Origin of the sequence: Bacillus sp. CH_70, assembly GCF_038007045.1 — a bacterium.
In the GTDB taxonomy this organism is placed as follows: Bacteria; Bacillota; Bacilli; order Bacillales; family Bacillaceae_G; genus Bacillus_A; species Bacillus_A cereus.
Genome location: NZ_JBBOWL010000001.1, coordinates 4,766,189 through 4,792,821 on the forward strand (window position 1 = coordinate 4,766,189; position 26,633 = coordinate 4,792,821).

Consider the following 26,633-nt stretch of genomic DNA (forward strand, 5'->3'; position numbering starts at 1 on the left):
TCTCTTTCTTATCTGTATGACAAGAGAAAAATGAGTGTTACAAGTTAACTAGCCTATAGTTTAACGGAAGTTGTATGAGTTATTAACATATCCGTTAACACATCTCTAAGTAGTTCTGGCATATAATATTGTTTGCCAGAAAGTGTGGATAGCTCTGGGTATAAGTATCCAAACGTAAACATATCGATTGTTCCTACCGTATATATACGGTCTAACTCCAGCGATTCGCCGTTAATCAATACATCTTCTAATAAAATTTTATTGCCAGGAATCGTATCTGGAATGACTTCTACACCAGCATAAATCATTTTCCCCATCACTTTCCCCCGAAATCCGAATCCTTTCACCTCAAGCTTCTCCATGTTCGGTTTACGTGCTTTCAAAATAACTTCTCTTAATATCTTTCCTGGAACTTTCAAAGCACACGGATTAATTGGATGTGGACAAATTCTGTGAATATCTCCGCGCGTTACAAAACCCTCTTCTAGCCCTTCAAGAAGTACACCGGCGTTCACCATGCCAATCTCTGCATCGCACCATGTTTTCAGCGCACTTGCTAACATATGAGAAAACGGCGTCTCCTGAAACCAATCAACCGGTAATGACTCTTTTAAATGAACGACAGGCTCTGCCATTATATGATTACTTTCTTCCTGCAGTATTTCAATTGTGGATAACGGCTCGCTATAAGCACCTAACCGTTCCGTCTTAATCGCTCTACCGTCTTTTTTCAACAGCTTCTTCGTCTCTTTATCCACAGTAAGCTGAACGTGGCCAACGTAACGTCCCCACTTTTCACAACAGCAAAGTAAAGTATTGTTCAGTAGAACACCACGCTCAAATAAATGATGCGTATGTGCACCTAAAATAACATCTATATCATAATGCTCTGCCATATACTCATCCATACTTTTTCCAAGGTGAGATAGGACAACGGTAATATGCGCCTCATCTTTCACTTCTTCTAAAATAGACTCTAAATGGATAAGCGGATCTTCAATATGCCAATCGAGCATATGATAAAACTCTGGATAAGCTACCGTTAATCCGATAAAAGCAATGATAATCCCATCTGTCGTCGTATGTAATTTATAAGGTTTCGCCCACGCTGGACGTACCCCTTCTTTTTCAAATAAATTCGCAACGAGCACCTCAAATCCAGCATCATCATATAGACGATTCAAATGCTCCTTCGCTAACGTAATGCCTTCATTATTGCCGATCGTTACATAATCATATAACGCCTCATTTAAAAGCTTCGTATTCCCAAGGCCATTTGTCGCTTCCGAAATACTATGAAAACGATCCACATGATCACCGATATCAACCGTCAAAACAGTCTCTCCCGCTTCCTGTCTTCGCTTTTTCTCCCCTAGAACAAACCGAGAAATTTGCGGCCAATTTTCAAAATGACTATGTATATCGTTTGTATGATAAAGGTGGATGATTGTTTCTTTATTTGTATTCAGAGAAAAAACCTCCTCTCAGTTCCTTACTGCCATTTACGCTATGCGCACACAATAATCCTGTAAATACTTTTCGTCTTTTCTTGCTATTTTACATTGTACTCGCATTGTGAGAAAAAGCAAAAGATTGTCCTTTTCATATGAGAAACTTTTGCTAATGCAGGAAAGAATTCCAGATAGTGGAGGGAGGGGTGGATTTGTCAAAAAGTTTAATAGAGAATTCAGTGGGTGGTTGTTCAAGTGGATTTGTCAGTATCTTTGTCTTAAACCTAGTCGTTCTCTGTTCTTATAAAATGTTTGGGGTATGTGAGGATTTTCTTTTGTCTTATCTTGTCGACAAATCGATATTCCTTGTCGAAACGTTGATATATTGAAATAATCGTTGATATATTCCCGTTTATGATCGATATATTTGAAAAATCGTTGATATATTTAGCTGAACACCCACCCGGGTATCCTCTCCCAAGCCACGACAAATCCGCAAAACAAAAAAGCGCCCTGCACAGCAGGGCGCTTCTACTTTATCTATTAACCAATAGAACCTTCCATCTCAAACTTGATTAGACGGTTCATTTCAACTGCGTATTCCATTGGAAGTTCGCGAGTGAATGGCTCGATGAAGCCCATTACGATCATTTCTGTAGCTTCTTGCTCAGAAATACCGCGGCTCATTAGGTAGAATAATTGTTCTTCTGATACTTTCGATACTTTCGCTTCGTGCTCAAGTGAAACGTAATCGTTTTTGATTTCGTTGTAAGGAATTGTATCAGATGTAGATTGGTTATCCATGATTAACGTGTCACACTCGATGTTAGAGCGAGAGTTTTTCGCTTTTGGTCCGAAGTGTACGATACCACGGTAAGTTACTTTACCACCATGCTTCGCAATCGATTTAGAAACGATTGTTGAAGACGTGTTTGGTGCTAAGTGAATCATTTTCGCACCAGCATCTTGGTGTTGGCCTTTACCAGCAATCGCGATTGATAATGTTAAACCACGAGCGCCTTCGCCTTTTAAGATAACTGCTGGGTATTTCATCGTTAATTTAGAACCGATGTTACCATCAATCCATTCCATCGTTGCGTTTTCTTCACAAACCGCACGTTTTGTAACTAGGTTGTATACGTTGTTCGCCCAGTTTTGGATTGTTGTATAACGGCAATACGCATCTTTTTTAATGATGATTTCTACTACCGCACTGTGAAGTGAGTTAGTAGTGTAAACAGGTGCTGTACAACCTTCTACGTAGTGTACGTGTGCGCCTTCGTCTACGATGATAAGCGTACGCTCGAATTGTCCCATATTTTCAGAGTTAATACGGAAATACGCTTGAAGTGGTGTATCAACTTTAATACCTTTTGGAACGTAGATGAATGATCCACCAGACCAAACTGCAGAGTTTAATGCAGAGAATTTGTTGTCTGTTGGTGGAATTACTTTTCCGAAATGCTCACGGAAAATATCTTCGTTCTCTTTTAATGCGCTATCTGTATCTTTGAAGACGATTCCTAGAGCTTCTAGGTCTTCTTTCATGTTGTGGTATACAACTTCAGATTCGTACTGTGCAGATACACCAGCTAAATATTTTTGCTCAGCTTCTGGAATACCTAATTTATCAAATGTTGCTTTAATTTCATCAGGTACTTCATCCCAAGACTTCTCAGATTTCTCAGATGGTTTTACGTAGTACGTAATTTCATCGAAATCTAAGTCGTTTAAGTCGCCGCCCCATTGTGGCATTGGCATTTCATAGAACTTATCCAGTGATTTTAAACGGAAGTCTAACATCCACTGTGGTTCTTCTTTCATACGTGAAATCTCTTCAACGATCTCTTTTGTTAAACCGCGTCCAGCACGGAAAATCGAAACGTCTTTGTCTTTGAAACCATATTTGTAATCGCCGATATCTGGCAGTTGCTTCGCCATGTTGGTGTGTCCCTCCTTAGATAACCTCATTTTTAGGAACCTTTAACATTACTTATCTTCGTTTAAGCCCTTTTCTAACGCTTTCCACGCTAATGTTGCACATTTAATACGTGCAGGGAACTTGCATACGCCTTGTAATGCTTCAATATCTCCTAAATCGATGCTGTCATCGTACTCTTTTCCTAGCATCATGTCAGAGAAAATTTTCGAAAGCTGAAGTGCTTCTTCAATTTTCTTACCTTTTACTGCTTGTGTCATCATTGAAGCTGAAGACATTGAGATTGAACATCCTTCGCCTTCAAACTTCGCCTCTTGCACAATACCTTCTTCTACTTTCATCGTAAGTTGAATACGATCGCCGCAAGTTGGATTGTTCAAGTTAACGGTAACACTATCTTCTAACACGCCATGGTTACGAGGATTTTTGTAATGATCCATAATAACTTGACGATATAACGTATCTAAATTATTAAATGACATTTGTGAAATACTCCTTTGTCTTGATTAGCGATTCAACAAATGTATCAATTTCTTCTTTTGTATTATATAAATAGAAGCTCGCACGTGCTGTTGAAGAAGCTTTTAGCCACTTCATAAGCGGTTGTGCACAGTGATGTCCTGCGCGAACTGCAATGCCTTCTACATCTAATACAGTCGCTACATCGTGAGGATGTACGTCTTCAATATTAAATGTAACAAGACCAGCGCGATGCTTTGGACCATAAATTGTAACGCCATCTACTTCTGATAGTCTTTCTAAAGCGTATTGCGCTAATTCATGCTCATGCTTTTCAATATTATCAAGACCGATTTCTTCTAGGAAATCAATTGCCGCACCAAGTCCGATTGCATTACCGATAATCGGTGTACCTGCTTCAAACTTCCACGGAAGCTCTTTCCAAGTAGATTCTTGTAAATCTACGAAATCAATCATTTCACCACCAAATTCAATTGGCTCCATATTGTTTAGCAATTCTTTCTTACCATATAATACGCCGATACCTGTAGGTCCGCACATCTTATGAGCAGATAATGCGTAGAAATCACAGTTTAAATCTTGTACATCCACTTTCATGTGAGGTGTACTTTGTGCACCATCAACGACCATAATTGCTCCGTTTTCGTGTGCGATTGCTCCGATTTCTTTTACAGGGTTAATCGTTCCAAGTACGTTTGATACTTGCATAATAGAAACGATTTTTGTATTCGGTGTAACAGTTTGACGAACATCTTCTAAAGAAATTGTACCGTCTGGTTGAAGCGGAAGGTATTTCAAAGTTGCACCAGTTTTCTTCGCAACTTGTTGCCACGGAATGATGTTACTATGGTGCTCCATGTAAGAAATAACGATTTCATCGCCCTCTTTTACATTTTCAAGACCATAGCTAGCTGCTACTGTATTTAATGCAGTTGTCGTTCCGCGCGTGAAAATAATCTCTTCCATTGATTTCGCGTTAATAAACTTGCGAACTTTCTCACGTGCACCTTCATACGCGTCGGTAGCTTTCGTACCGAGCGTATGAACACCGCGATGCACGTTAGAATTATATTCTTTATAGTAACGTTCTAACGTTTCAATGACTTGAATTGGTTTTTGAGAAGTTGCTGCACTATCGAAATAAACAAGTTGTTTGCCGTTCACTTTTTGATCAAGAATTGGAAACTGTTTGCGTATTTCATGAATATTCATTAGCGAACTTTCCTTTCAATTACCTCAACAAGCTGTGCTTTTACTCCTTCAATTGGAAGCTCATTAACTACAGGTGCTAAGAATCCATGGATGACTAAACGTTCTGCTTCGCGTTTTGGAATACCACGGCTCATCAAGTAGTATAATTGGTACGGATCTACGCGGCCTACTGAAGCTGCGTGACCTGCCATAACATCATCTTCATCAATTAAAAGAATTGGGTTCGCATCACCGCGAGCTTTTTCGTCTAGCATAAGAACGCGAGAAGATTGTTGTGCATTTGATTTAGATGCACCGTGTTCAATCTTACCAATTCCATTAAAGATAGATGTTGCACTATCTTTTTGTACACCGTGTTTTAAAATCCAACCTTCAGAGTGTTTACCGAAGTGAACAACTTTAGTTGTAAAGTTTTGTGTTTGGTTACCACGGCCAATTGTTACTGTTTTCGTATCAGCATATGAACCGTCGCCCATTAAGTTCGTAACGTTCTCTGAAATTGTGTTTCCATCATTCATAAGGCCTAGAGCCCAATCAATGCGGCCGTCGCGTCCAACAACACCGCGGCGGTTAACGTAAGTTGTTACGTCTTTTGCTAATAGATCAACCGCACCGAATTTCACTTGTGCGCCTTGTTCCACAATTACTTCTGCTACGATATTTGCAATACCTTTAGCATTTTCATTTGCAACATAGTTTTCTACATAAGTTGCAGTACTGTTCGCATCAGCTACGAATAATACATGGTTATATACGTTAGCTTCTTCGCCGTCTACTAAGAATACAGCTTGAAGTGGAGTTTCAAGAACAACGTTTTTCGGAACATATACGAATGCACCGCCGTTGATTAATGCAGCATGAAGTGCAGTTAGACGATGCTCGTCTACTTTCACGCCGTCTTTCATTAAATACTTTTGTAGTAGTTCAGCATGCTCTGTTGCAGCTGTTACGATATCTGTGAAAATAACACCTTTGTCTTTTGCTTCGTCTGCTAAAGAAACGAACGCAGTTGTACCAGTACGTTGCACTAATACGCTGTTATTTTCATCGATTAAGTTTTTCACTGCTTCTGGAAGCTCTGTTAAAGAACTTACAGGCTCTTGCTTAGCAGCGTCGCCTTTTCCGATAAAGTCCCATTTTTCAATTTTCGTTTTATCAGGCGTTGGCATTGGAAGTTCTGTTGCTTGTGCAAGAGCTTGTAAGCGGAACTCAGTCAACCAAGCAGCTTCGTTTACTTCGCTTGCGCGTTGACGGATTGTTTCTTGATCGAAAGGTAATGTACCGATTGTCATGTTTATGCTCCTCTCTTACGCTTCTTGCTCTGTTGTTTCGTCTTCAATACCTAATTCTTTTTTAATCCAGTCGTAACCTTCAGCTTCTAGACGTTGTGCAAGCTCAGGGCCACCAGATTTAACGATACGACCGTTCATCATAACGTGAACGAAGTCTGGAGTGATGTAGTTTAATAAGCGTTGGTAATGCGTAATCATTAGGCAACCGAACTCTTCGCCGCGCATTTGGTTAATACCTTTAGATACAACTTTTAATGCATCGATATCAAGACCTGAGTCGATTTCATCTAAGATTGCGATTTTTGGCTCAATCATCATTAATTGAAGAATTTCGTTACGCTTTTTCTCTCCACCAGAGAAACCTTCGTTTAAGTAACGTTGTGCCATTTCTGGATCCATTTCTAGGAATTCCATGTTTTTATCTAATGTACGGATAAATTTCATAAGAGAAATTTCATCGCCTTCTTCACGACGTGCGTTAATTGCAGAACGTAAGAAGTCAGCGTTTGTTACTCCGCTAATTTCACTTGGATATTGCATTGCTAGGAATAGACCCGCTTGTGCGCGCTCGTCTACTTCCATTTCTAATACATCTTCACCGTCAATGATGATGCTACCTTCTGTTACTTCATACTTTGGGTGACCCATAATTGCAGAAGATAAAGTTGATTTACCTGTTCCGTTAGGTCCCATAATTGCGTGGATTTCTCCACCTTTTACTTCAAGGTTTACACCCTTTAAAATTTCTTTGCCGTCAATTGATACGTGTAAGTCTTTAACCGTTAATGTAGAACCAGCCATCTCAATACCTCCATTAATCCTATATATACATTTTAAAAATTCCTAAAACGTTCATATTCTCATTTTATTCTCATTCTAATTTTATATCAAATAAAATGATATCGCAAACGACGAAAAAAAGTAACCGTTTTTTCACAAATGTATATAAGTATTTCCTTTACATCTTTCTATGATACACCTTTCTTCTTATTTATATAAAGAAAAAAGGACTGGTAATTTCCCAGTCCTTTCCTTATATTTATTCACTTACCGGAAGTACAGCACCTTTATATTCTTTATTAATAAAATCTTGAATTTCTTTTGAATGTAACACTTCTACTAGCTCTTTAATTTCTTTTTTCTTCTCATCACCTTTACGAACTGCAATGATGTTTGCATACGGAGAGTCTGCTCCTTCAATCGCAATTGCATCCTTCGTTGGATTTAATTTTGCATCAATTGCATAGTTCGAATTAATGAATAAAGCATCTCCCTCATTATTTTCATACAACTTCGGTGAAAGTCCAGGTTCAACATCTGTTTTAAATTTTAAGTTTTTCGGATTTTCGACTACATCTTTTACTGTCGCCTTAACCACATCTACACCATCTTTAAGCTTAATCACGCCGCCTTTTTGTAACAATGCTAACATACGGCCACGCTCCGCTACGTTATTACTCATAATCACTGTCCCGCCATCTGGTAAGTCTTTTAAGCTTTTATATTTCTTAGAATAAATGCCCATTGGCTCTAAATGGATTTTTCCTGCGTTTACAATTTTATATCCTTTTTCTTGGATTTCTTTATCTAAGTAAGGAATGTGTTGGAAGTAGTTCGCATCAATTTCCTTATCCGCTAACGCTTTATTCGGCAACACATAATCTTGGAATTTTTTAATTTCTAATTTAATACCCTTTTTCTCTAATATCGGCTGTGCCTTTTCTAAAATAACAGCGTGTGGCACGTTAGAAGCTCCAACAACAAGCTTATTCTCATCTTTCCCTCCGCAAGCAGCTAATGTAAATACAGACAGCGCTGTAACAACTGACAATAGAATCTTTTTCATATGATGTCCCCTTCTCCCCAATAGTTATGTAGTTATGAAAAAGAGCTGGCATCAGACCAGCCCTTTTCAGCAATTATTCTTTTACAGGAACAACTGCCCCTTTATATTCTTTATTAATGAAGTCTTCAATTTCTTTAGAATGTAATACTTCTACAAGAGCTTTAATCTCTTTCTTATCTTTATCGCCTTTACGAACAGCTACTATGTTTGCGTACGGTGAATCATTTCCTTCAATTGCAATGGCATCTTTTTCCGGATTTAACTTTGCATCAATTGCATAGTTAGAGTTAATTAAAACAGCATCGCCTTCTTTATTGTTATACACTTGTGGCAATAAACCAGGCTCGATATCCGTTTTGAATTTTAGATTTTTCGGATTATCTGCAATATCTTTTGGAGTTGCTTTAACTGGATCTATTCCGTCTTTAATCTTTAAAATGCCTTCTTTTTGTAAAATCGCTAAACCACGTCCATGATCAGCAACTGAATTACTCATAATGATTGTTGCACCGTCCGGAAGTTCTTTTAAGCTCTTATATTTTTGAGAATATACACCAATTGGCTCTAAATGAATTTTTCCTGCTACTTCAAAGTCATATTTTTTATCTTTAATTTCTTTTTCTAAATACGGAATGTGTTGGAAGTAGTTTGCATCTAAATCCTTATCCGCTAACGATTTATTTGGTAATACGTAGTCTTGGAATTTTTTAATTTCTAACTCAATTCCTTTTTTCTCAAGTAACGGTTTTGCCTTTTCTAAAATTTCAGCGTGCGGTACGTTAGAAGCACCAACAACAAGTTTCTTTTCATCTTTATCTTTCCCGCCACAAGCAGCTAAACCAAAAATTGAAGTTGAAATAAGTGCCGTAAGTAATAATTTTTTCATTTGAAACATCCTCCCGTTTTTTATTATCGTTTATCTATTCGAGTCGTTAAACTATCACCAATCCACTGAATTAAAAATACAACTAGTAATACACAAATTGTCGCAACGATTGTTACATCGTTATTCCCTCTCTGGAATCCTTCTAAGTAAGCAAGTGTTCCAAGACCACCAGCACCAACAACTCCCGCCATTGCTGTATAGCCTACTAAAGCAATTGTCGTAACTGTAATACCAGATACTAATGCTGGTAACGATTCTGGAATCAATACTTTTAAAATAATTGTGCTTGTTTTTGCTCCCATTGCTTTTGAAGCTTCAATTACACCTTTATCAATTTCGCGAAGTGCGATTTCAACCATTCTCGCGTAGAATGGTGCCGCTCCAATAATTAAAGCTGGCAGCGCTGCACTTGCTCCAAGAATTGTTCCAAGAAGAATCTTTGTGAATGGGATTAATAAAATAATTAAAATGATGAACGGTATAGAACGGAATATGTTTACGAATGCTCCAATCACCGTATTAATTGATTTGTTTTCCCATAAATTATCTTTCGCTGTCATGAAGAGTAACAATCCTAAAATTAGTCCTAAAACAAATGTCGCAAGAGCTGCGATTGCCGTCATATATAACGTTTCACCAGTTGCTTCTAACATTTGATTCCAATCAACATTTGCGAGTAACTTATCCATGTGCAATCACCTCCAGCTCTACTTGATCTTGATGAATTCCTTCTATTGCTTGCTGGATCGCTGTTTCCTCACCATTTAAATGAACAACTAAACTACCGTAAGAACCGTTATTCGTTTGTGCGATATTTCCTTGCAAAATGCTAACTTCTATATCACTGCGTTGCATCAATCGTTGAAGCACTGGTCTTTCTACAGCCTCACCGATAAACTGCAAACGAATCACTTTTCCATCTGGATATTTTTCAATTAAACTTTCAATCGTTTCATTTGTATCTTCAGAATCTGTTAACTGCTGTACAAATCGTTTCGTAATATCTTGCTTCGGATTACGGAATACATCAAGTACTGGACCCGTTTCTACAATCTTTCCTCTCTCCATTACCGCCACTCGATTACAAATCTTTCGAATTACGTGCATCTCATGTGTAATGAGTACAATTGTTAAACCAAGGCGCTTATTAATGTCTAATAGTAAATCCAAAATTTGATCTGTCGTTTCTGGATCAAGAGCTGACGTTGCCTCATCACATAAAAGTACTTGTGGGTTGTTAGCTAATGCTCTTGCAATCCCAACGCGTTGTTTTTGTCCCCCGCTCAGCTGAGATGGGTACGCGTCTCCTCTTCCTTCTAATCCAACAAGATGAATTAATTCATCAACACGTTTTCTTCTCTTCGTTTTATCAACACCTGCAATTTCAAGTGGAAACTCTATATTTTCACGTACAGTTCGTGACCAAAGTAAGTTGAAGTGCTGAAAAATCATTCCGATTTCTTGCCTTGCCTTACGAAGTTCACTTCCTGTAATTGCTGATATAACACGATTCGCAATTGTAATTTGGCCAGAAGTCGGTTTCTCTAACTGATTAAACAATCTGATTAAAGAACTTTTCCCAGCGCCGCTATATCCGATAACACCAAATATTTCGCCTTTTTCTATTTTTAAATTGGCGTTATCTACAGCAGTGACATCACCGCTTTTCGCCTTATATATTTTCCTTACATTCTCTAATAGAATCATGATGTTCACCCCTTTTTTGTTTAGATCGACTCCGCAATTTTTTATTTTTAATGCGTGTAGTCCACTGTTATCATTACTTTTATTATTTGAATGTCCTCCACATTCAAACAATAAAAAAACCTTTCTGCTTTAGAGAAGCAGAAAGGTTTATATGCGTATATAACAACATTATCCCTCTCTCTCATCTCTCAAAGCATTCGCTTTGCAGGAATTGGCACCATTTCAACATAAGTTGACGGTTGCCGGGCTTCACAGGGCACAGTCCCTCCACCTCTCTTGATAAGAGAAATCAGATTCAATTTTCGTCTGATTTGAAATTTATGAAATTGTCTATATTTTATGACTTGAATTGTATCAATATACACTCACCATGTCAACAGAAATTTTCGTAAAAAATGAAACTTCAGAATTTTAAGCACCTACTGACATCGGTTTACATATATGAAACATCGATTCCACTAATAACATCGTTCGGTACGTTCCTGAATATTGTACACGTCCATCATTCATTAACATTTGCAATCGTACATTTCCATTCACCAATTGTTCTATATCCTTTTCGTCTAAGCAAATGATTTGTTCCGTTCCTCTTTCCTCATGTACCAGCTCTATATAATCTCTTGAAATTTGTAACGAACAACTTTCATCTCTAAAGCGGAAATTAACAGTTTTTTCTTCTTGTCTTAAAAGTGGCTCTAAATGATATTGACCATTAGCGTAATTTACAAATGATTGAAGCAAAGAATATAATCTCACCCTAAATCACATCCTTCATATCACTTTCTATTACATACCATTCCCTCTCACTAAAGAGCAATCCTGTTATTTTCGCTCGACAAATACTGTATCCATCCTGCATCTCGACATATTTCCCAAGAAATATGTCGAGGCGGCAAAAATTTTGCCGCCTACTTTAATTCCGTATATAAATATTCAACCGAATGAAATGCATATATCTTCTTCATCAGTGTCCCATTTTCAAAAACAAGTAAACAAGGTACACTTTCAATCCCATACTCTTTCGCTAAATGCGGAGCATAATTTAAATCTAACATCCCAATTTTGAGGCCTTCAATTGTCATCTCAACGACTGTTAACATCTTTTTTGCTAATTGGCATGTTCCACACATTGGAGTATATACATATAACACTGTTTTTTCTTCATTCTCTATTAGGGCTGTAGCTTCGGCTCCTGTCCAATCGATCACTTCTATCATTCCTTACCGTAAATATTCTGTATAAACGTCAATGTCGGCTCCCCATAATACATTTGCTAAGTGTGTAGATGGCGCAGTTGCCACTTCTCGGTACGAGCGATCAATATAGATATGCTCGGCTTGCGGAAATTCTTTTCGAAATTGTTTCCTTAACTTTTCTCCAGCATCATCAGCATCCACTAGCACATACACTTCCTTATCAAAAAACTGATCAACGAGCTCATCCATTTTCGACAAACCAATTGTACCATTTGTACAAACAATTTCCACTGGTTCACGAATAATAGATTCAATCTTTCTTCTATCTGATGTACCTTCTACAATAATGACTTTTTCCACATAAATCATATGTCATCACCCGATCACCATATACTATACAACCTTGAACTTAGTATATAGTATATTCGTTATTTTCATGTTGTTTCCTGTTTATTTTTGCAAAAGAAAAGCGAAACCGACTGTTTAGCCCTGTTGGCTAAGGTTCTTCCGTACAGAAGACGCTTTTTGTCTTCTCGTGCGGAAGGTTCTTAGACATGAAGGGCTAGGAGTTGGAGCTAGACAATGAAAAGCGCAAGCGGCTCATTTAGATTGTGAGGGGGATGGAGCTTCTGACGTAGAGGCGCTTTTTGCCTTGTAGGAAGAAGCGAAGCCACCGAACAATCTAGTCGCTGGAGCTAGACAACGAAAAACAAAAACGGCTAGACCTGCATAAAGATTAAACGAAAAAGTTTTTTCAAAAAACGTTCTCCTACACGATAATTAGTATATGATTCTACATTCATTATTTTACACAAAATAAAAAAGGACAGCACAAAGGCTGTCCTTTAGTCGACTATAATTAGTCTTGGTTTGTCATTTCTGCATATTTTTCTGCAGTTAATAACTTCTCAACTTGGCTTGCATCAGAAAGTTCAACTTTAACCATCCATGCACCCTCGTATGGAGATTCGTTAACAAGTTCTGGTTGGTCACTTAATTCTTCGTTTACTGCTACAACTTTACCGCTTACAGGTGCGTATAACTCAGAAACTGTTTTAACAGATTCTACGCTTCCGAATGGCTCGTCAGCTTCGATTGTTGCACCTACTTCAGGAAGTTCAACGAATACGATATCACCTAGCTCACCTTGTGCAAAGTGAGTGATACCGATAACAACTTCATTACCTTCAGTTTTTACCCATTCGTGTTCTTCAGAGTAACGTAAATTATTTGGAATGCTCATGACTGTACCTCCAGTGAATGTATTAATTATGTAAAAATACCTTATTGGTACTTTTTCCACACACTTTCAAACTGCTCTTCGTTAAAACCAAGTGTTACATTCGTTCCATCTGTTACAATTGGACGTTTGATCAACATGCCATCAGATGCTAAAAGCTCATACATTTCGTCTTCGCTTGCATCTTTCAACTTATCTTTCAGACCAAGTTCACGGTAACGCATTCCACTTGTATTAAAGAATTTTTTTAATGGTAATTCACTTTTTTCATGTAAATTACGTAAATCTTCTTTTGATGGTGGATTTTCAACAATATGAATCATCTCATATGCTACATCGTTTGCCTCAAACCATTTCTTTGCCTTTTGACATGTGCCACACTTTGGATATGAATAAAATGTTACTGTCATAAATTCACCTACTTTTTTACTAACCTTTACCTTTATCATATAGAAAACGTTTTATTATTTCAAACCATTATTCGCTAAACTTTTACTTATTTCGTGATAATTTTTAATAATCCTGCGAATTTTTCTTATTTTTCCGCCATTTGTTAAGAAAAAAATAAATATATAAATTTTTTTAGATTCTGCACCAAACATATATCTTAAACAAGCGTTTGATTAATTTCTTATTTTTCTTTCTTAACCTTTGAACTACATGAGTTTCTTTCTACCGAACATACAGCTTAAACAAACGTTTGATTAATTCTCCATTTTTCTTTGTTAACCTTTGAGCTGCATCGATTTCTTCCTACCGAACATACAGCTTAAACAAACGTTTGATTAATTTCTTATTTTTCTTTCTTAACCTTTGAACTACATGAGTTTCTTTCTACCGAGCATACAGCTTAAACAAACGTTTATTTTTAAAAAATAAGAAGCCTTTTTTACAGGCTCCTTCATCATCGACTTAAGTAATCCGAAATGGTTTGAAATACGACTATATACATATTATGAATATTTCGATCGGAAACAGTATCATTATATAATCCCATACCCCAATATTGACCTTCAGGGTTCCCCATATTTACAAACCCTTGCGTATACGTCATCGTTTTATCCTTCGGGGTATTATCATAATCTAAATCCTTGTTAGTAAAAATTAAATACGGTCTATCTTGCAAACCAATAAAAAATACCGGCTTCTTTAACGATAAAAATAAGTCCGTATACTGCTCCTTTGATGCCTCTTTAAAGTATTCTTTCATAACGAAAAAACCATCAACTTTTGCTGATTTCTCCTGCATTTCTTCTAACTTTATACTTTCAAACTTTACATTCCTAAACGTATCTTTCGGCTTTTCTCCAACAACTCCAATTACGAGTGCTCTTCCGTTATATTCTAATTTTTCTCCTTCGTTATTCTTTGCACACCCAGCACCTACTAGGCATAACAATATAAAAACTAAAAAATATGATAAACGCTTCATTTAGCACCCTCACCCTTCTTTTTAGTCAAGTGACAAAAACGTAAGGTTAATTCAAGAAAATGTAAGTAAAATCGATAGCCCAATTCACGTTTCTATATTATAATCAATTGAATTTACTTACATTACTAAACATAGGAGATCAACATGAAGAAATTTAAACTTTCATCTTTTCTTCCGTTAAGTTATATACTTCTACTCGTACTCGTAAGTCCCCTTTACGACGTATTAAATAAATCGACTGTTCACGCAGTAGACGTTACAACTGTAGTAGATGATTGGATTCCATTTGTAAAAGCATTTATTATTCCTTATTTACTTTGGTTTCCATACTTATACGGCGCACTTATTTATTACTGCTTCGCTGACCGAAAGCAATATTATGTCACTTTAAGTAGTGTTATTTTTGGAAAGCTTGCTTGTTTTTCTATTTATTATTTTTGGCAAACAACTGTACCGCGTCCGACTGTCGTTGGAACAGATGTATTTTCTGAACTAGTTCGCTATATTTATAGTATCGATCAACCGGTAAACTGTTTCCCTAGCATTCACGTTCTTACTACATTTGTAATTATGTTAGCTGCCTTTAAGCGTAGAGAGCAACATGCTTTTGAATATTACATCCTTACTTTCTTCGGTACACTTATTATTTTATCAACGCTATTTACGAAGCAACATGCCTTTGTAGATGCCGTTTCTGGAATGACACTCGCAAGCATACTATACTTCGGCGTTCAACTCTTATTGGCCAAAGAATCAATAAGAGTTCCAGTAAAACAAAATCATAGAATGTAACATGAAAAAAAAGCAGACTGTGGCTTCTCAGTCTGCTTTTATCTATTATTAAGGAGATGTTCAATTTAAGATTGCGGTACAGTCATATCACCAGAATGAATACGACCTGCTTTTTTAAGAGCAATGTAAAGTATATAAGAAACAGCTACTGGAATGACGATATAAGTAATTACCATCGCCGGGAGAACTTCCCATCCTTCGCTGGAAATTAAATTAATTGGTGCGATAAGAGAACTTAATCCAAGACCTGCAATTTCTTTTCCTGCTTCCAGTTGGAAAATTAATGCGGATACCGGACCGACTATAGCACTGGCGACGACAGTTGGGACGAGAATCATTGGATTTTTAGTGATATTTGGCAACTGTACTTTCGGAGTACAAAGAGCTTGAGCTAATATGCCACCTAAATTGTTTTCTTTTGCTGAGATGACAGAGAATCCGATAAACTGAGCAACGCATCCGGCAAGAGCTGCACCACCTGCAACACCGTCTAAGCTAAGTGCGATCGCTAACGCAGCTGATGAAGCTGGAGAGATAAGTAATAGTCCCCAAACTACTGCAATGACGATAGAAGCGATAAACGGGCTACCAGCTGAGCTATCTTTAATGAACGCTCCAACTGCATTTAAAACAGGAGTAATATTATGAGATAACCAAATACCAACTAAACCAGAACCTAATATGGCCGCAAATGGAACGAGCATCATATCTAAAGCAGTTTTTCCGCTTAAACGTTTACCAATATATACAGCTAAAGTTGCTGTTAATAATGCACCGATTGGCTCACCTGTTTTAATAATTAGACCAGCTTCAGTAATTGAAATGGATCCGGCACCAATCGCTCCGGCTACCATCGCCGAGAAGATTACAAGACCGTTTGCACCGAGCATAAAAGCAATGCCGGCACCAATCGCTGGTGCCATTAGTGATTTTGCAACAACTCCGATTGTAATAAGTAATGGTATATCAACAATTCTTCCTATATTTTCGATTAGTAAACCAATTCCGAGGGATACGAAAATACCTTGTGCGATACCAGCAGATGCTTTAAATACACGAGACATTATATATTCCTTCATTTGTTTCACCTTCTCCTATAAGTTAGTAACCAATTGTTTTCATATAATCACGTAAAATATCGTTTGATTTTGCGAATCGAGATTCTTCATCCTCTGTTAAATTGAGTTCTACAACTTCTCTTATACCGTCTCTAGTAATAATAGCGGGTACTCCTGTACAAATATCATATTCACCGTACTCACCATCTAAAATGGCTGATACAGCAATGACACGGTGATCATCATTAAAGATTGAGCTTGCAATATATGCTAGAGAATTTCCGATTCCGTAATAAGTAGTTCCTTTACGTTTATAAATTTCCCATCCGGCTTTTGCAGTCTTCTCAACGATTTCATCTAAATCTATTTCACCAAATCGTTCTTTTTGTTCTTCTAAAATTTGCAGAATTGGCTTTCCACCAACAGTTACATGAGACCAAGCAACCATTTGAGAATCACCATGTTCTCCTAATGAATACCCATGAATACTACGAGGGTCTACATGTAGCATTTCAGATAAAATTGTTCTTAAGCGAGAAGAATCTAGTGATGTACCAGTACCGATTACGCGATTTCTAGGTAATCCAGATAATTTCCACACTTGATATGTAATAATATCAACTGGGTTCGATGCAAGTAAGAAAATACCATCAAATCCACTTGCCATTACACCACCAACAACACTTTCCATAATCTTCGCACTCGCTCCTAAAGTATCTAAGCGACTTTGTCCAGGTTTTGGTGCTGGCCCTGCTGTAATAATAACAATGTCCATATCTTTGCAGTCTTCATAGCTTCCTGCATATACTTTTGTTCTTGTATTTGTAAAGTTAATGCAATGTGATAAATCCATTGCTTCCCCAACTGCACGTTCATGATTTATATCAATTAATAATAGCTCTTCGCAAATACCTTGATTCACAATAGAATACGCACAACTTGATCCAACTAATCCAGTACCGATAATTGCAATTTTTCTTGTATGTCTTTTCATAGCAATCTCTCCTAAGTGATCATATAATCTATTTCTTTTGTTCTTTACACTCCTAATTATAGAGGTTCTCACGATAGAAACCATGGATACTTTGTGAAATATTGAGCAAAGTTTTTGTCCTTTTTGTGAATTGTCATATTCCATTTTCGTCATATTTGTTACAACTGGAAAAATATTTATTATGTATTTATTGACATATACAAAAAGAAAACGAACGAATAGATTCGCTCGTTTTCTTTTCCCTATTGTTCCGCACTTAATTGACTTTTTAATTGCTGTACAATCATCGGATTAGCAGGTGCTGCCGGTTTGTAATAACTCTTTTGCTTTGCGTACTCATACATATTACGTTGGCGCGCCTCGTCTTGATTACGAATTTGAATTAACGTTTGATGTAACTGTTCATTATCAGACTGAGCAATATAATTTGCATAGCTTGTTAAACTTGCATTTAATCCTGCTAAATAATCATTTACCATATCTTTTTCATTCATCTTTCTCTTCCTCCTATCCTAGGAAAGTCATTAATTGCTGTTTCGTATTTCGTGCATCTTGCGCATCTTTTTGTAGCATTTGTTTCAGTTGTGGATCTGTACACGTCTGTGCATACTGCTCCAACTTGTTAATAATCGTTGCATGTCCACCAATTAAATGACGTAAGTTTTCTACTTCAAGCTCTGTTAAGTTTTGCATATAACATACCCGCCTTTCTTTGTTCATTCATCATTAGTATTTGGTTCTTTTTGGATTGTATTCATCAACTTTTCCCACATATAAACAAAATAAAAGATGAATATTCATTCAATTTTATAAAGAAACAATCATACTTATACTCACAAGTAAGTTCCATATAATGTGTAAAATAATACTAGGTATAATAGATTGCGTCTTTTTGTATAACATAGCAAATACAATCCCCATAATCATTGCCGTAACCGGAAAACCACCATGAAGAATCCCAAAGATAAAGGAAGAAATAATGATACCAACTAGAAAACTATATTTCTTTTCAAAAAATCGATACAAAATACCTCTATATAAAATTTCTTCTTTAATTGGTGTAATTATAGCAACACTTAACACATATATAATACTTTGTAGACTATTTTGAAGCCCTAAGCTCCCTAATTGATCTCGTTGCTGCTCTGCACTTTCAAAGCTAAACAACTCTAACATTACATACTGAGTTAATGCAATGATGATAAAACCTATTAATAAATACAAGTAGGTTTTCCCATTTTTTAAAATAGATACATCCCATATGTTCTTAATAAAATGAAGCACTGGTTTATACGCAAATAAAACAATAGTAACAACAGCTGCATCAAATAGAAGTAAATAATATCCCTCTAAATTAGCACGTAATACCTCTTCTCCAAAAATTCCAAGGGCTAAAGCAAGGAATAATCCCCCTAAGAGTGAGAACCCTAGAATGCTAGCAATCGTTACAACTAGATTTTTATATGTTATGTTATCTACTTCTCTTTCTGCATTATACGCGTCTAATACTGTTTTTCTCATACTATTCCTCCATTTGTTTTCATTACCTTAACGAAAAACCTTTAATACAAATATATAGATAATATAACAATTTTTTCAAAAAGAATAATATGCAATTTTACATATCATGAAAGCTTTGTATTATATAGTTTTTGGAATTAGATTACTATAGAATAATTATTAGATGAAATTCCAAAAATTTCTTATCTATCCACCATAACCCTCGCATCATATAAAATTTATTAGTTAAAGGAGCAATGAACATGAAAACACATGACTTCCTTACAGAAATCCAGAAGGGCTCTGAGCCTAGTCCATATCAAGATCCTATTGCTTTTATTTTCGTTTGCCTTTCCGTAGCTATATACACATTTTTCAAACCTGCTAAATAATATCATGTAATGAGAAAAAGCCTACCGCTCTTTTCGAATCATATGCACTAAAAAACCTTAGAATCACTTCTAAGGTTTTTGTTTGCCTCGTTTCTTATTCACGTAATCCTTTAATAAACGTTTCCAATAATACATGTAAACTTGTATCTAAATCTAACGGCAAACCAAATCCACCTTGCTGTTCAATTGACGCAAACCCATGACAAATACTTCTAAATCCACGTGTCGCATGAAGTGCATTCTCTCCTTCTAAGCCATACTGTTGTAAAACCTGAAGACAAAGCTTTACAATTCCGTCACCTGCTTTTCTTACTTCTTCATCTCGTAAAAAAGTTGCTTCATATAGTCCAGGATGTTTTCGGACAAATGCTACATATGCTTCTCCTAATGCATGAATTGCTTCATCCATCTGTTTATCCTCGGCCGCTTCTTCCAGTTTGTTATGCAACTGTTGTATTCCGTAAATACCAAGATGTTTCCGTACATCTTGTAACCCTTTTACATGATTATATAGTGAGGGCGAACGTATCCCTAACCTTTGCGCTAATGAAGCTAACGTTACTTCTTGTATTCCATTTGTATCTGCAATTTCTGCAGCTGTTTCTACAATTTTCTGTAATGTAAGTCCGATTCTCGGTGACATAAATTACCCCTCTCTCTTACTTTCTATATTCCGCTTCGCTTCCTTAATAGAAAGCTCTATGACGGCCCCTGGATTTTTTATCATTTTTCCGTGCCCTGCCGCAAGCAAGGAAGGTTCATATTCACTTAGCTTCTGTGCACTTTGTAATGATATTTCTTTGCTCCACGTTGCCATCGCTGGAAACGGAAACCAAAATTTCATTTGTCCCGAAACAGCCATACCTCCTCTTGTTTGAAATGCATCCCCAACAATAAGAGCTTTATTTCGTATATCAAGAAACGACATGGATCCTGGTGTATGTCCCGGTGTCATAATCGCAAGAAGCGATCCAACTCGGTCGCCATCTTCTAATAAAACATCAGGTACCGTTTTTACTTTTTTAGGTACACCGCCTTTTATCGGTATATTCGGTTCATCCTTTTGTAACGTCGTATCTCCTTCTAACAGCTTTGCGTCCCGCTTAGAAATATGGACTGGAACATGAGGAAGTACTTCCTTTAATGCATCTAATGCACCGATGTGATCATCATGCGCATGTGTTAATACAATCTTAGTAATTGGTTTTCCTATTTTCTCAGCCGCCTGTAAAATACCTTTTGCGCTATATGGCAAAGCCGCGTCAATTAAAGTTAAACCATCATCTTCCTCTACAAAGTAACAATTTACAGGAAACGCTCTTGGCAAAAATGACAATTGATATAACGTTTTTTCATGTATCACCCTCATAGTCCCATCTCCCTTTTCACGAAAACTAATACCATTAGTTTTATTATACTAATGGTATTAGTTTTATGTCACTAAAAATTTCTTTTTTTCAAAAAAAAAGAACAGTAGCCGTATAAACGACTACTGTTCTTTAAAGATATTAAACTGTGTAACGCTCATCTTCTAAAATTTTCGCAGCGATTTCACGTTTCTTCGGAATTACGTTAAGTGGTGTGTGGCGAGTTAATTTACGTAATGATGATAACATCATGCGCAGCATGTCGCCGTTTTCAACTGCGATAAGTGTTTCTTTCGCGTCTGCTTCGATTTCGTTAAATGCTTCTTGGCAGAATACTTCAGTGTATAACACTTTTTGTTTATTCTTTTCAAGACCAGTTGTTTTGATTGCTTTTTCTGTACGAAGAACAGCTGATTCCATTGCGTATAGGTTGCTTACGATGTCAGCGATATTCACAAGAATTTCTTGCTCTTTATCTAATGCTTTACCGTATTTTTGAGCAGCTAATCCAGCTACCATTAAGCCTATTTTCTTCGCATTAGTTACTAAATACTTTTGAAGTGCTAATGGCTCATCGCCTACTTCTTCTGGCATCATCATCATTAACTCTTCTTGTAATTTTTGTGCTTTTTGAAGAAGTGGTAATTCACCTTTCATCGCTTTACGTAAGAACGTACCTGGTACGATTAGGCGGTTAATTTCGTTCGTTCCTTCGAAAATACGGTTAATACGAGAATCGCGGTACATTCTTTCAATCTCGTATTCTGCCATAAATCCGTAACCACCGTGAATTTGAACACCTTCATCTACTGTATAGTCTAATACTTCAGAACCGAATACTTTGTTTAAAGAGCACTCGATTGCATATTCAGCGATAGAAGCTGCTACTGCTTTACCGTCTTTTACTTCTTCTTCAGATAATGTGCTCATGCGGCTTTCGAATAAACCTACTGTACGATATACAGAACTTTCAGCTGCATATGTTTTTGCTGCCATATTCGCAAGTTTCTCTTGAATTAATGGGAAGCGAGCGATTGGTTGCTTGAACTGTTGACGTTGGTTTGCATATTGTGCTGAAATTTCTACTGCACGTTTTGCAGATCCAACTGTACCAACACCTAATTTATAACGACCGATATTTAAAATGTTGAATGCGATAATATGACCTTTACCGATTTCACCAAGTAGGTTTTCTTTCGGTACTAACGCATCTTCTAAAATTAACGTACGAGTTGAAGAACATTTAATACCCATTTTCTTCTCTTCAGGGCTTGTAGATACACCAGCGTATTCTTTCTCTACGATAAATGCTGAGAAATGCTCTCCATCAATTTTTGCATATACAACGAATACGTCAGCGAATGCAGAGTTTGTAATCCACTGTTTTTCACCGTTTAATACATAATGTGTACCTTCTGCATTTAAACGTGCAGTTGTTTTTGCGCCTAATGCGTCAGATCCTGAACCTGGCTCAGTTAATGCGTATGCAGCTAATTTTTCACCAGTTGCAAGTAATGGTAAATACTTTTTCTTTTGCTCTTCGTTACCGAATAATACGATTGGTAAAGATCCGATACCTACGTGAGCACCGTGAGTGATTGCAAAACCACCAGCGCGAGAGAATTTCTCTGCGATTAACGCTGAACTTACTTTATCAAGACCAATTCCGCCGTACTCTTCTGGTACGTCAGCGCCTAATAAACCAAGCTCCCCAGCTTCTTTTAAAAGACGAACTGAACGATCAAATTCATGTTGCTCTAAATATTCAAGCTCTGGAAGAACTTCATTTACGATAAAGTCCTCTGTCGTTTTTGCAATCATTTTATGCTCAGATGAAAAATCTTCTGGCGTAAACACTTGATCAATCGTAATCTCATCAACTAAAAAGCTACCGCCTTTAACCGCATTTCCTACTGTTTTTTCCATGAAAATTTCCTCCTTCATATTTTCATGAGCAGCTTCTCTCTTTTTGAAAGAAGCTGGCTCTCCCGTTTATTTTTTATAAACCTTTGTTGCTTCCATTCTTTGCTTTAGCGTCGTCTCGTTCTGAGCAAGCCGCTTACACTTTTTTATAATCCAGTTCCAGTGGCTAGAACAGTCGGTCGTTTCCACTTTTTATAGTAATTCAAATACTCCCGCTGCTCCCATTCCGCCGCCAATACACATTGTTACGATACCGAATTGTTCGTTGCGGCGTTTCATTTCGTGAATAAGAGATAGTGTTAGTTTTGCTCCTGTACAGCCAAGTGGATGTCCAAGTGCGATTGCACCACCGTTTACGTTTACTTTTTCTTCATCTAAACCAAGTTCACGAATAACTTGGATCGATTGAGAAGCGAATGCTTCGTTTAGTTCGAATAAGCCAATATCAGATAGCTCTAACCCAGCTAGTTTTAACGCTTTTGGAATTGCTGCGATTGGGCCGATTCCCATTACTTCTGGTGGTACGCCAGCTACTGCAAATGAACGGAATTTCGCAAGTGGCTTCATGCCATCGCTCACTGCTTTTTCACGATCCATTAATAGTACAGATGCTGCACCGTCACTCATTTGTGAAGAGTTACCAGCTGTTACAGAACCGCGAACGTTAAATGCTGGACGTAATTTACCTAAAATGTCTAGCGTCGTCTCTGCTCTTACACCTTCATCTTGTGCGAAAATGATTGTTTCTTCTTGCAGTTTATTGTTTGAGCCAACCGAGCGTAACGTCACATCTACAGATACTGTTTCATCAGCAAAGTTTCCTGCCGCTAATGCTTTGGCAGCACGTTGATGACTTCTTACTGCAAATGCATCTTGCTCTTCACGAGAAATTCCATATTTCACAGCAACTTGCTCTGCTGTATGTCCCATACCCATATAATATTCCGGAGCCGCTTCTACAAGGCGACTATTCGGACGAACAACGTGTCCCATCATTGGAACTAAACTCATTGATTCCGCTCCGCCTGATAATACAGCTTCAGAGTGACCAAGCATAATGCGCTCTGCTCCGTAAGCGATACTTTGTAAACCAGAAGAACAGTAACGGTTAATTGTAATAGCTGGAACATCGTAAGAAAGTCCTGCTAGTCCGCCGATATTACGAGCCATATTTAAACCTTGTTCTGCTTCTGGCATCGCACAACCGAAAATTAAATCATCGATTGGTCCTTCATAATTTGCACGCTTTAACGTTTCCTTTACTACTAACGCCCCTAGATCGTCAGGACGAACTGTTTTTAATGAACCCCTCTTTGCTTTTCCAATTGGTGTTCTTGCTCCCGCAACAATGACAGCTTCTCTCATGAACGATATCTCCCCTCGTTATTAGTTACGTAATGGCTTTCCTTTTACAAGCATGTGCTGCATTCTTGCTTGTGATTTCATCTCACTTACTAAGCTAATAAATGCTTCACGTTCTACATCTAATAAATACTGCTCATCAACTTCTGTTCCGTACGGCACTTTTCCGCCCGCAATGACATATGCAAGTTTCTTCGCAATGTGAAGATCATGTTCAGAAATGTAACCTGATAAATGCATTGCTTCTGCACCAAGTACAAGAGTTGCATATCCTGTTTCACCAACAACTGGTATCTTTTTACGAATCGGTGCTTTATAGCCAGCTTCATATAAAGCAAGTGCTTTCTGTTTCGCATCATATAGTAAGTGATCACCATTCACACTAATACCGTCTTTATCGCCTAAGAAGTTGTTCGATACAGCTTCTTGTGCTGATGTAGAAACTTTCGCCATCGCTACAGATTCGAACACTTTATTCGCAACTTTTTGCAGATCAAACTCTACACCGTTTGGCATTTTATTTAAGTGTTTAATGTATAGCTCTTTATTACCGCCTCCGCCAGGGATTAAGCCAACACCAACTTCTACTAAGCCCATATACGTTTCACTAGAAGCTTGAATGCTAGCTGCTGGTAAGCAAACTTCTGTACCTCCGCCAAGCGTCATACCGTATGGTGCTGCTACAACTGGCTTAGAAGAGTACTTAATTTTCGTCATTGCATCTTGGAAGTTTTTCACAACCAACTCAATTTCAAAGTAATTGTCGTCTTGTGCTTCCATTAAGATCATTGCTAGGTTCGCACCAACACAGAAGTTCTTCGATTGGTTACCGATAACAAGACCTTTATAATTCTTTTCTACTTCATCAACAGCGTAGTTAATCATTTGCGTAATATCCATACCGATTGCATTGCTCTTCGAATGGAACTCTAAGCAAAGGATGCCGTCACCTAAATCAATTAAGCTCGCTCCGCTATTTTTCTTTAATACACCATTTTTCGCTTTTAATTGCTTAAGAGAAATTGCTTTTTTATTACGCTCGATTAGCTTATATTCGCCATTATCGTAATAGTAGCTATCGCCGTTATCATGTTTATAGAAAGTAGTGAAACCTTTCTCTAACATTTCTTTCACCCAAGTAGGAACGACTACGCCGTTTTCTTCCATCTTTTGAACAGATTTTTCAACGCCGATTGCATCCCAAACTTCAAACGGTCCTTGCTCCCAGCCGAAGCCCCACTTCATCGCTTGGTCAATTGCAACGATATCGTCAGCAATTTCTTTATGAAGTTTTGCAGAGTATAAAAGAGTTGGTGTAATGATGTTCCATAATAACTCTCCTGCGCGGTCTTTTGCGTATACAAGCGCTTTCAATTTATTCGCTAATCCTTTTTCTTGTTTACTTAACTCTACGGATGCAGCTTTTAATTTTTTACGCGCTTCATATTCCATCGTTTCAGGATTTAGTTCTAAAATTTCTTTTCCTTGTTTTAAGAAGAAGCCTTGACCTGTTTTGCTTCCAAGCCATTTTTTATCAAGCATGTCATGCATGAAAGCTGGTACTTTAAATACATCACGCTCTTCTTCTTGTACGTTTTCATATACGTTATTTGCAACGTGTACGAATGTATCTAAACCGACAACATCTAATGTACGGAACGTTGCACTCTTCGGACGACCAATTAATGGACCTGTTACAGAATCAACTTCCCCAATGCTGTAGCCGCGTTTTATCATCTCTTGAAGAGTTACTAATAAACCGTACGTACCGATGCGGTTTCCAATAAAGTTTGGTGTGTCTTTTGCGATAACAACGCCTTTTCCAAGAACGTCTTCGCCAAATAGTTTCATGAAGCTTAATACTTGTGGATCTGTTTCTTTCGTCGGTATTACCTCTAGAAGTTTTAAATATCGTGGTGGGTTAAAAAAGTGTGTGCCTAAGAAGTGTTTCTGGAAGTCGTCTGAACGACCTTCTGCCATTTTTTCAACTGAAATACCTGACGTATTCGAGCTTACAATAGAACCTGGTTTACGAACAGCGTCTACTTTTTCAAATAATTTCTTTTTAATATCTAAGTTTTCAACTACTACTTCAATAATCCAATCTACATCAGCAAGAAGCTCAAGATCATCTTCTAAGTTACCTGCTTCAATCAGTGCCAGATTTCCTTTCACTGTCAGAGGAGCTGGTTTTTGCTTCAATAGTTTCTGTACAGCCGTATTACTAAAACGATTTCTCACACTTTTATGTTCTAATGTAAGTCCCTTCGCTTCCTCTTCTTTCGTAAGCGCAGGTGGTACAATATCAAGCAATAATGTCGGAATACCAATATTAGCTAAGTGTGCCGCAATTCCCGAACCCATTACGCCTGAACCTAGAACAGCAGCCTTTTTAATTTGGAACATCCAATTCTCCCCCTATTCTTGAATGAATGCTCATTCAATTTTTCGACATAAGTCGCAATCAATGAGTGAGCCTCTACTAATAAATATATGATACTGTTTAAATTTTCGCAATATATTTATTGATAAAATTTTCTGAAATAAATATTTTTCTTTCATTT

The 26,633-nt window shown here is 37.3% G+C and carries 27 protein-coding genes and 1 riboswitch; of the genes, 1 reads left to right on the forward strand and 26 read right to left on the reverse strand.

Going from position 1 to position 26,633, the window contains the following annotated elements:
* Positions 1 to 53: 53 nt before the first annotated feature.
* The 16 genes from N2V79_RS24495 to N2V79_RS24570 all read right to left on the reverse strand — a co-directional run bounded on the left by N2V79_RS24495 (position 54) and on the right by N2V79_RS24570 (position 14,681).
* Entirely contained in the window at positions 54 to 1,469 is a 1,416-nt protein-coding gene (locus N2V79_RS24495) for a bifunctional metallophosphatase/5'-nucleotidase (protein WP_340720349.1), read from the reverse strand.
* A gap of 525 nt (positions 1,470 to 1,994) precedes the next feature.
* Positions 1,995 to 3,392 carry a Fe-S cluster assembly protein SufB gene (gene sufB / locus N2V79_RS24500; RefSeq protein WP_001118824.1) on the reverse strand — a complete coding sequence of 466 codons (1,398 nt, stop codon included), beginning with the start codon at positions 3,390 to 3,392 and terminating at the stop codon, positions 1,995 to 1,997.
* A 48-nt stretch (positions 3,393 to 3,440) separates the two neighbouring features.
* Positions 3,441 to 3,872 (reverse strand): Fe-S cluster assembly sulfur transfer protein SufU, encoded by a 432-nt coding sequence (gene sufU, locus N2V79_RS24505; protein ID WP_000009523.1) that lies wholly within the window; start codon positions 3,870 to 3,872, stop codon positions 3,441 to 3,443.
* A complete protein-coding gene (gene sufS / locus N2V79_RS24510; protein WP_001020767.1) occupies positions 3,862 to 5,082 on the reverse strand; it encodes a cysteine desulfurase SufS in 1,221 nt (406 codons plus the stop codon). Before sufS ends, sufU begins: the two co-directional genes overlap by 11 nt.
* Complete coding sequence (gene sufD / locus N2V79_RS24515) at positions 5,082 to 6,374, reverse strand: Fe-S cluster assembly protein SufD (protein WP_000152173.1); 1,293 nt, start codon at positions 6,372 to 6,374, stop codon at positions 5,082 to 5,084. The genes sufS and sufD overlap by 1 nt, the downstream gene beginning before the upstream one ends.
* 15 nt (positions 6,375 to 6,389) lie before the next feature.
* Positions 6,390 to 7,175, reverse strand: coding sequence for a Fe-S cluster assembly ATPase SufC (sufC, locus tag N2V79_RS24520; RefSeq protein WP_000929163.1), 786 nt, complete (start codon positions 7,173 to 7,175; stop codon positions 6,390 to 6,392).
* A gap of 238 nt (positions 7,176 to 7,413) precedes the next feature.
* Positions 7,414 to 8,220 carry a methionine ABC transporter substrate-binding lipoprotein MetQ gene (metQ, locus tag N2V79_RS24525; RefSeq protein WP_000722397.1) on the reverse strand — a complete coding sequence of 269 codons (807 nt, stop codon included), beginning with the start codon at positions 8,218 to 8,220 and terminating at the stop codon, positions 7,414 to 7,416.
* 73 nt (positions 8,221 to 8,293) lie between these two features.
* Entirely contained in the window at positions 8,294 to 9,106 is an 813-nt protein-coding gene (gene metQ, locus N2V79_RS24530; RefSeq protein ID WP_053563423.1) for a methionine ABC transporter substrate-binding lipoprotein MetQ, read from the reverse strand.
* A gap of 23 nt (positions 9,107 to 9,129) precedes the next feature.
* On the reverse strand, positions 9,130 to 9,795 hold the full coding sequence (locus tag N2V79_RS24535; protein WP_000359401.1) for a methionine ABC transporter permease: 666 nt from the start codon (positions 9,793 to 9,795) through the stop codon (positions 9,130 to 9,132).
* A complete protein-coding gene (locus N2V79_RS24540; protein WP_000601791.1) occupies positions 9,788 to 10,813 on the reverse strand; it encodes a methionine ABC transporter ATP-binding protein in 1,026 nt (341 codons plus the stop codon). The genes N2V79_RS24535 and N2V79_RS24540 overlap by 8 nt, the downstream gene beginning before the upstream one ends.
* Before the next feature lie 178 nt (positions 10,814 to 10,991).
* Positions 10,992 to 11,099: riboswitch (SAM riboswitch) on the reverse strand.
* A 125-nt stretch (positions 11,100 to 11,224) separates the two neighbouring features.
* Positions 11,225 to 11,569 (reverse strand): hypothetical protein, encoded by a 345-nt coding sequence (locus N2V79_RS24545; RefSeq protein ID WP_001242140.1) that lies wholly within the window; start codon positions 11,567 to 11,569, stop codon positions 11,225 to 11,227.
* 152 nt (positions 11,570 to 11,721) lie between these two features.
* On the reverse strand, positions 11,722 to 12,030 hold the full coding sequence (locus tag N2V79_RS24550; RefSeq protein ID WP_002025020.1) for a thioredoxin family protein: 309 nt from the start codon (positions 12,028 to 12,030) through the stop codon (positions 11,722 to 11,724).
* Positions 12,031 to 12,033: 3 nt separating this feature from the next.
* Entirely contained in the window at positions 12,034 to 12,378 is a 345-nt protein-coding gene (locus N2V79_RS24555) for a toprim domain-containing protein (protein ID WP_000640870.1), read from the reverse strand.
* A 490-nt stretch (positions 12,379 to 12,868) separates the two neighbouring features.
* On the reverse strand, positions 12,869 to 13,252 hold the full coding sequence (gene gcvH / locus N2V79_RS24560) for a glycine cleavage system protein GcvH (protein ID WP_000026896.1): 384 nt from the start codon (positions 13,250 to 13,252) through the stop codon (positions 12,869 to 12,871).
* A 41-nt stretch (positions 13,253 to 13,293) separates the two neighbouring features.
* Entirely contained in the window at positions 13,294 to 13,659 is a 366-nt protein-coding gene (locus tag N2V79_RS24565; protein ID WP_000218968.1) for an arsenate reductase family protein, read from the reverse strand.
* 494 nt (positions 13,660 to 14,153) lie between these two features.
* Positions 14,154 to 14,681 carry a hypothetical protein gene (locus N2V79_RS24570; protein ID WP_000826910.1) on the reverse strand — a complete coding sequence of 176 codons (528 nt, stop codon included), beginning with the start codon at positions 14,679 to 14,681 and terminating at the stop codon, positions 14,154 to 14,156.
* Between the two features lie 144 nt (positions 14,682 to 14,825).
* On the opposite strand from N2V79_RS24570, the gene N2V79_RS24575 reads away from it, so the two are divergent.
* The gene (locus N2V79_RS24575) at positions 14,826 to 15,473 is read left to right on the forward strand and encodes a phosphatase PAP2 family protein (protein WP_000713773.1); all 648 of its coding nucleotides are present in this window, start codon (positions 14,826 to 14,828) and stop codon (positions 15,471 to 15,473) included.
* Positions 15,474 to 15,538: 65 nt separating this feature from the next.
* On the opposite strand, the gene N2V79_RS24580 is transcribed toward N2V79_RS24575, so the two are convergent.
* From N2V79_RS24580 to N2V79_RS24625, 10 genes are all read right to left on the reverse strand, one after another.
* Entirely contained in the window at positions 15,539 to 16,552 is a 1,014-nt protein-coding gene (locus tag N2V79_RS24580) for a PTS transporter subunit IIC (protein ID WP_000666168.1), read from the reverse strand.
* A 22-nt stretch (positions 16,553 to 16,574) separates the two neighbouring features.
* Complete coding sequence (locus tag N2V79_RS24585) at positions 16,575 to 17,525, reverse strand: L-lactate dehydrogenase (RefSeq protein ID WP_000820649.1); 951 nt, start codon at positions 17,523 to 17,525, stop codon at positions 16,575 to 16,577.
* A gap of 242 nt (positions 17,526 to 17,767) precedes the next feature.
* Positions 17,768 to 18,019, reverse strand: a complete 252-nt coding sequence (locus N2V79_RS24590) for a spore coat protein (RefSeq protein WP_001002982.1) — start codon at positions 18,017 to 18,019, stop codon at positions 17,768 to 17,770.
* A gap of 13 nt (positions 18,020 to 18,032) precedes the next feature.
* Complete coding sequence (locus N2V79_RS24595; protein ID WP_001180555.1) at positions 18,033 to 18,218, reverse strand: hypothetical protein; 186 nt, start codon at positions 18,216 to 18,218, stop codon at positions 18,033 to 18,035.
* 114 nt (positions 18,219 to 18,332) lie between these two features.
* Positions 18,333 to 19,046 (reverse strand): CPBP family intramembrane glutamic endopeptidase, encoded by a 714-nt coding sequence (locus N2V79_RS24600; protein ID WP_065224353.1) that lies wholly within the window; start codon positions 19,044 to 19,046, stop codon positions 18,333 to 18,335.
* A gap of 465 nt (positions 19,047 to 19,511) precedes the next feature.
* Positions 19,512 to 20,060, reverse strand: coding sequence for a TetR/AcrR family transcriptional regulator (locus tag N2V79_RS24605; RefSeq protein ID WP_029443535.1), 549 nt, complete (start codon positions 20,058 to 20,060; stop codon positions 19,512 to 19,514).
* A gap of 3 nt (positions 20,061 to 20,063) precedes the next feature.
* Complete coding sequence (locus N2V79_RS24610) at positions 20,064 to 20,786, reverse strand: MBL fold metallo-hydrolase (protein WP_098976067.1); 723 nt, start codon at positions 20,784 to 20,786, stop codon at positions 20,064 to 20,066.
* A 139-nt stretch (positions 20,787 to 20,925) separates the two neighbouring features.
* Entirely contained in the window at positions 20,926 to 22,710 is a 1,785-nt protein-coding gene (locus tag N2V79_RS24615; RefSeq protein ID WP_000416293.1) for an acyl-CoA dehydrogenase family protein, read from the reverse strand.
* A gap of 189 nt (positions 22,711 to 22,899) precedes the next feature.
* Complete coding sequence (locus N2V79_RS24620) at positions 22,900 to 24,072, reverse strand: acetyl-CoA C-acetyltransferase (protein WP_001206331.1); 1,173 nt, start codon at positions 24,070 to 24,072, stop codon at positions 22,900 to 22,902.
* A 21-nt stretch (positions 24,073 to 24,093) separates the two neighbouring features.
* Entirely contained in the window at positions 24,094 to 26,475 is a 2,382-nt protein-coding gene (locus N2V79_RS24625; protein WP_000486359.1) for a 3-hydroxyacyl-CoA dehydrogenase/enoyl-CoA hydratase family protein, read from the reverse strand.
* Positions 26,476 to 26,633 lie beyond the last annotated feature (158 nt).